This is a genomic window from Pedobacter sp. 05L430 (genome assembly GCF_056397585.1).
The window spans coordinates 179,238-185,516 of record NZ_JBFTNT010000004.1; the positions used below are offsets into that span (position 1 = coordinate 179,238).

Here is a 6,279-nt window from a genome sequence, read left to right on the forward strand (position 1 = left end):
TTATGAAAAATGTCTTAGGTATTGTTGCATTATTGTTGTTAAGTATGGGTGCATTTGCACAGGTCCCGACAGCTCCGGCTAAGGTGGATTCACTTAAGAAAACTAAGATTAAAACACCTCCAAAGGATGGTTTTGCCGTAAGAAAGGACATCGATAGTAATGTGATGGTTCCATATGCTGATGTAAGGGAAGAGGATGTTTATTATGCGAAAAGAATTTGGCGTGAAATTGATTTAAGAGACACCATTAACTCGGTTCTTAAAGCTGAAGATGCTAAACTAATTGATATTTTATTAGAAGCGATTGGCAACGAGGAGTTAACAGTATATTCTAATAAAGATACTACCGCAGGGAAGATTCTTGACGATAATGATTCGTTTCGCATTGCTTTGACTGCTCAGGAGGCTTTGCAAAGTGCAAGAGGGGTAAGTGAAGGTGTAGCTGATTCTGCAACGGGTAAAATTGCCGAACCTTCTTTAAGAAGATTAAGATCGGATGAGTTTTTAAAATACAGAATAAAGGAAGATTGGATACTAGATTCTAAGCGCTCTGTTTTTGAACCAAGAATAGTTGGTATTGCGCCAATGAAAGAGGTTGAAGGACACTGGCAACCGGTATTTTGGGTTTATTATGATGATGCACGTGAGCTGTTAAGCAAAAAACGCCTTAATAACCCGGGTAATGATGCTTCTACTTTAACTTTTGATGATTTTTTTGTTAGAAGGTTGTTCTCGAGTTATGTTGTTAAAGAAACCAATCCGGGAAATAAAAATATTACGGATATGTTAGGTCTTACCGATCCTAAAGATCCTAGAAAGCTTTATGAGTCTGAACGGATAAAGAAATCGATCTCTGATTTTGAACAGAGTCTTTGGGAGTATTAGAAYGGATTTTATTTTAACCTTTTCGTCATCTCGACTTTAGGAGAGATCTCTTGAACAATACAAACAAGAGATCTCTCCTAAAGTCGAGATGACGTGTTTTATACCCTATTGTATATTGTATAATCCTATTGTTTAAAATAATTGAGCAGAGTCTGTACCTGTTTTTTGTTTAACACTTCTGCAAGGGCTGCTTCTGATGCCTCTTTTATTTTCTTTACGGACTTAAAATGCCTTAACAGCTTATCGGCAGTCGTTTTGCCTATACCATCTATTTGTTCCAGTTCTGTTTTTAATGTTCCCTGATCTCGTTTTTTTCTATGAAAGGTGATACCGAACCTGTGCGCTTCATCTCGTAGTTGTTGAATCACTTTTAGTGTCTCAGATTTCTTATCCAGGTATAGGGGATAAGAATCTCCCGGGTAATACAATTCCTCTAAACGCTTGGCAATTCCAATTACGGTAACCTTTTTGTCTATACCCAGCTTTTTTAAACTCGTTAAAGCTGATGATAGCTGGCCTTTACCGCCATCAATGATGATAAGTTGAGGCAATGTTCCTTCTTCTTCCAGCATACGCTTATATCGCCTGTAAACAGCTTCTTCCATTGTGGCAAAATCATTGGGCCCTTCAACGGTTTTAACATTAAAGTGTCTGTAATCTTTTTTTGATGGCTTGGCATCCTTAAAAACTACAATTGCGGATACCGGATACTGACCTTGAAAATTGGAGTTATCAAAACATTCTATATGTTTTGGCAATTGAGTAAGCCTTAGATCCTTTTGCATTTGCGTAAGGATACGATCAGTTCTTAAATCAGGATTGAGCTTTTCGTACTGGTTTAACTTTTCTTTTTTGAAAAACAGCACATTCTTTTGTGAGAGCTCGAGTAGTTTTTTTTTCTCACCCAGTTTGGGTACAGTGAACTTCAGATTGGTATCGAGAAGTACAATGTCAAAAGGAACAATGATCTCTTTAGATGTACTGTGGAATTTTGTTCTGAACTCCGTGATGGCGATGGTTAGTAATTCCTCATCGGTTTCATCTAATCGTTTCTTGATTTCGATGGTTTGAGTCTGAATAATACTGCCATTCATTACCTTTAGGTAATTTACGAAAGCATACCGCTCATCTGAAGCAATACTTACTACATCTATATTGGTAATTGCACTGTTTACTACGGTAGACTTACTTTGGTATTTTTCTAACACCTGCAGCTTTAGCTGGTATTGATGGGCGTATTCAAAGTTTAGCTGTTCAACAGAGTTTTTAATTACCTGCTTTACATCTCGTATTACATTTCCTATTTTTCCATTAAGGATATCCTTGATTTCCTCTATACCGTTGTCGTAATCGTCATGCGTTTGATAAGCCTGACAAGGGCCTTTACAATTACCGATCTGATACTCCAGGCAAACTTTAAATTTGCCTTCGTTAATGTTTTTATCGGTAAGCGGGAGATTGCAGGTACGAAGCGGGTATGTTTCTTTAATTAGGTCAAGTATGGTATGCATCATGCCAACAGAGGCATAAGGGCCAAAATAGGTAGACCCATCTTTAACCATTTTTCTGGTCCAGAATACACGCGGGAAGGCTTCCTTTTTGATGATGATCCATGGGTATGTTTTATCATCCTTAAGCATGATATTATACCTTGGCTGGTGCTTTTTTATGAGGCTGTTTTCGAGCAGCCATGCATCAATTTCAGTATCAACAATGGTAAAGGATATTTTTCTGATTTTGGAAACAAGTACCCTTGTTTTTCCATTCATCTGATTATCCTTATTGAAATAGGAGCCAACCCTGTTTCTTAGGTCTTTTGCCTTACCAATGTAAATTAGAATGCCCTCGGTATCCCAAAACTGATATACGCCGGGTTTATGAGGAATATCACTAACAGCCTTTTTATATTCAAAAGCACTCATTGACACTAAGGTAGGTTAAGTTGGTTAAAAACCTAATTTCTCATCAAGCTCCGTTTTTTGCTCCTGCTGCTGATACTGGTTACAGTCAAAAGTGATGGAAACACCGCTTTTAGGAGGTTCGAAATCTGCTTTAGAGATATTTAATTTAGGGTTTGCATATACACGTTTCATGAAGCCGGCAAAAATAGGCAGAGCCGTTGTAGCTCCATCACCTTGTGCAGTACTGGTAAAGTGAAATGCACGGTCTTCACACCCGGTCCATACACCTGCAACCAATTGCGGACTGATTCCCATAAACCATCCGTCTGAATTGTTTTGTGTTGTTCCTGTTTTACCGCCAATTGGAGTTTTAATGCCAAACCTGCCAGCTAGCCTCCAACCAGTTCCGTTGGTAACTACACCTCTAAGCATACGGGTCATCACATAGGCCACTTCTTCGTTCATTGCCGGAACAGGGATTGGTTTTTCGCTGTGCAAGACCACACCGTTTTTATCTTCTATTCTTAGAATATAGGTTGGTTTTGTCCAAATACCTTTATTAGCAAAAACACTGTAAGCGCCAACCATATCATAAACAGAAGCATCGAATGAACCAAGAGATATAGACGGGTAAGCCGGTACTTCTGATGTAATACCCATCTTTTTAGCCAGTGTAGCCACGGCAGTAGGGCCTACTTGTTTCATCAGGTAAGCAGCAATATAGTTTTGCGAAAGTGCAAGTCCTTTTTGCAAAGTCAGGTAGCCCGGAACGGTACCTCCGGAACGCGGGGTCCATGGTGGACTTCCCGGAACTTCTATTGTAACCGGTTCGTTAAGCACAGAAAAGCATGGAGAATACCCGTTTTCAATTGCTACGGCATAGGTAAATGGTTTAGCGGTTGAGCCCACCTGCCTTGTACCCATTTTAACCTGATCATATTTGAAATGTTCGTAGTTGATACCACCAACCCAGGCTTTAACATATCCTGTTTGCGGATCCATGGCCATCATTGCATTTCTTAAAAGCATTTTGTAATACTTTACAGAATCAATAGGCTTCATTAAGGTATCTATATTTCCTTTCCAGGTAAAGATGGTTAAACGGGTGGGAGTATTAAAGTCTTCTTTAATTTCTGCTTCCGATTTACCTTCAAGCTGTAAAGCTCTGTATCTGTCAGATCTTTTAACACCCTGTTCTATCTGGGCTTCTTTTCCTTTGAATGGGTTTCGTCCTTTCCAGCTGTTGATAAACGACTGCTGAAGGGTTTTCATGTATTCCTTTTGCGCATCTTCAGCTGCAACCTGCATGTCGTAATTTAAGGTTGTGATTATCTTTAACCCATCCCTGTCAAGATCATATGGAKTTCCATCTGGTTTTGTTATAGAACGCTCTTCAAATATTCTCCTGATATCATTCTTTAAAACAGCCCTAAAATATGGTGCAATTCCGTCGTTAACAGTTGCTGCGCTAAAGTGTAACCCTAGTGGTTTTTGTTGCTCAGCATCAAATTGTTGCTGGGTAAGCAGGTTTTCTTTTAGCATTAACCCCATAATTGTATTTCTTCTGGCTAAAGACCGTTCAGGGTTTCGGGTAGGTGAGTATCTGGTGATTCCTTTAAGAATACCAACCAGGGTTGCTGCCTGTGAAACAGTTAATTTATCTGGCGTTGTGTTGAAATAAACCCTGGCGGCCGATTTGATACCATATGCCTGGTTGCCAAATTCTACCGTGTTAAGATACATCACAATAATTTCTTCTTTGGTATAGTTGCGCTCTAGTTTTACGGCAATAACCCATTCCTGAAATTTCTGTAAAATACGCTTGGCAAAGTTTTTTTGTCTTCCTTCTTCTGAAAACAGGTTTAAAGCAAGCTGTTGGGTAATTGTACTACCCCCTTGTTTTTTCCCGATTAGGGCATAAAAAAATATGGTAAATGTACGTTTGAAATCGATACCTGAATGTTCTCTGAATCGGATATCCTCGGTTGCAATTAACGCATTAATTACGTTTTCTGAGATTTCCGGATAGGTAACATTTGATCTGTTTTGTACAAAATAGGTGCCTAGAACCCTTCCATCATCAGTTACAATTTCTGATGCCTGGTTACTTTTAGGGTGTTCAATATCTCTGAATGATGGGAGCTCTCCAAATAATCCAAATCCGATGCAAATGATAAACAGGGAAAAGAGAATTATTCCCCCGATTAATAATTTCCATAATGTAAAGTTATACTTTCTGATGTCTTCCTGCGAAAGTGCTTTCCTCATTTTTAATAGTTGTTTTTATAAAATTCTATGTACTTATCCAGCAAAGCTTTACTGGTAAGTTTTTCGAAATTCTCTTTGCTGATGATGAAACTTGTGTAGATATTAACGGGAACTTTCATGATTTGTTTTAGCTGTGGAGTGATTCCGGATGCATAGGTTTTTGCCTCGTCAAAATTACTAAAGTTCCCCACATAAATGAGTTGATCATTGTCAAATTCTTTTAATTGGTGTTTCAGACCACTTCCGGCATAGTTTCCGCGGTTAAACTGACCAATACCAAAACGTGACGAGCTTAGTGTTAATGAGGCATCGGATACATCTATTACATAATAGTAAACTGTTGATGTTGCTGTGCTGAATGGGCCGTCGACCTTTACTTCGGTAGCTTTAGGCACATCTGGAGCTGCTTGCAGAGGGGATGCAGCCTTAACCGGTTCCTGAACTTTTGCCGTTTGTTCTGGTTTTTGGGAAGCAACTGGTTCCGGTGCTTTGGCAACGGTTGGTATTGATTTGGCCGGGCCGAAAAAAGGCGGTTCGTTAGGATCAAAATCTATCAGTGCAGTATCCCTTTTTTGAAAATCTGAGAGATGATCATTGATATAAGCTGCATTTTCCTTAACAAGAGGAGTGATCAGTTTGTCGTCTGGAAATTGCTCTGTTATGCTACTAAAAGCGGTTAGCAGGGCATCTACGTTGTTTGTTCTCCCAATTGCAATTGCTTTTAAATAGGCAAACTGTGGTGCAAGGAAACTACTGGTGTTATTTTTCGAGATTTCATTTACACGATTGATTACGGTATTGAAATCTTTCTTTAAGTACTGCTCAAATAGATCGTTGTATTGTTTGTTTGTTGCTGTTTCAAGTTCTGATTGCTTTAATGAGAATGAAGGATCTATAATGATTTTCGCATACATGGACGAAGGAAAGTCTTTTAAAACTCTGCTCTTGAAATCTGCAGATTTTGCTTCATCACCCCCCTTGTTAATTAAAAACAGGCTATAATAGGTTGCTGCCAAATGATTGTTGGCAGGGAATCTACTCAATAATAACTGATAAACTTCTGCTGCTTCTTTAGGGCTATTCAATTCCTGTAAGTAGAAACTTGCTATTTCGTAGTAAGCATCAATGATCTTTTGATTGGATTTTGCAAGAAGTTCCGGTGTAACAGGCAACGCATCGGTATATTGTTTTATCAGGGTTTGAGGGTCTTTAACAACGGGAGCGGC

General features: G+C 39.0%; 4 protein-coding genes. 1 reads left to right on the forward strand and 3 read right to left on the reverse strand.

Translation table 11 applies throughout. The annotated features are described in order from the left end of the window. Positions 1 to 2: 2 nt before the first annotated feature. Positions 3 to 884: a type IX secretion system ring subunit PorN/GldN gene (porN, locus tag AC1DG9_RS02625; protein WP_172661675.1), complete on the forward strand. Its 882-nt coding sequence runs from the start codon at positions 3 to 5 to the stop codon at positions 882 to 884. A gap of 125 nt (positions 885 to 1,009) precedes the next feature. Here porN and uvrC read toward each other — a convergent pair whose 3' ends face one another. The 3 genes from uvrC to AC1DG9_RS02640 all read right to left on the reverse strand — a co-directional run. Further along, complete coding sequence (gene uvrC, locus AC1DG9_RS02630) at positions 1,010 to 2,806, reverse strand: excinuclease ABC subunit UvrC (RefSeq protein ID WP_288883885.1); 1,797 nt, start codon at positions 2,804 to 2,806, stop codon at positions 1,010 to 1,012. Positions 2,807 to 2,830: 24 nt separating this feature from the next. Continuing rightward, a complete protein-coding gene (locus tag AC1DG9_RS02635; RefSeq protein WP_477634274.1) occupies positions 2,831 to 5,053 on the reverse strand; it encodes a penicillin-binding protein 1A in 2,223 nt (740 codons plus the stop codon). A 2-nt stretch (positions 5,054 to 5,055) separates the two neighbouring features. Then, a partial coding sequence (locus AC1DG9_RS02640) for a tetratricopeptide repeat protein (protein WP_477634275.1) occupies positions 5,056 to 6,279 on the reverse strand: 1,224 nt, incomplete at its 5' end.

Excerpts from the sequence above, each read along its gene's own strand:
- porN (WP_172661675.1), top strand. The coding sequence starts at position 3 with ATGAAAAATGTCTTAGGTATTGTTGCATTATTGTTGTTAAGTATGGGT.
- uvrC (WP_288883885.1), bottom strand. The coding sequence starts at position 2,806 with ATGAGTGCTTTTGAATATAAAAAGGCTGTTAGTGATATTCCTCATAAA.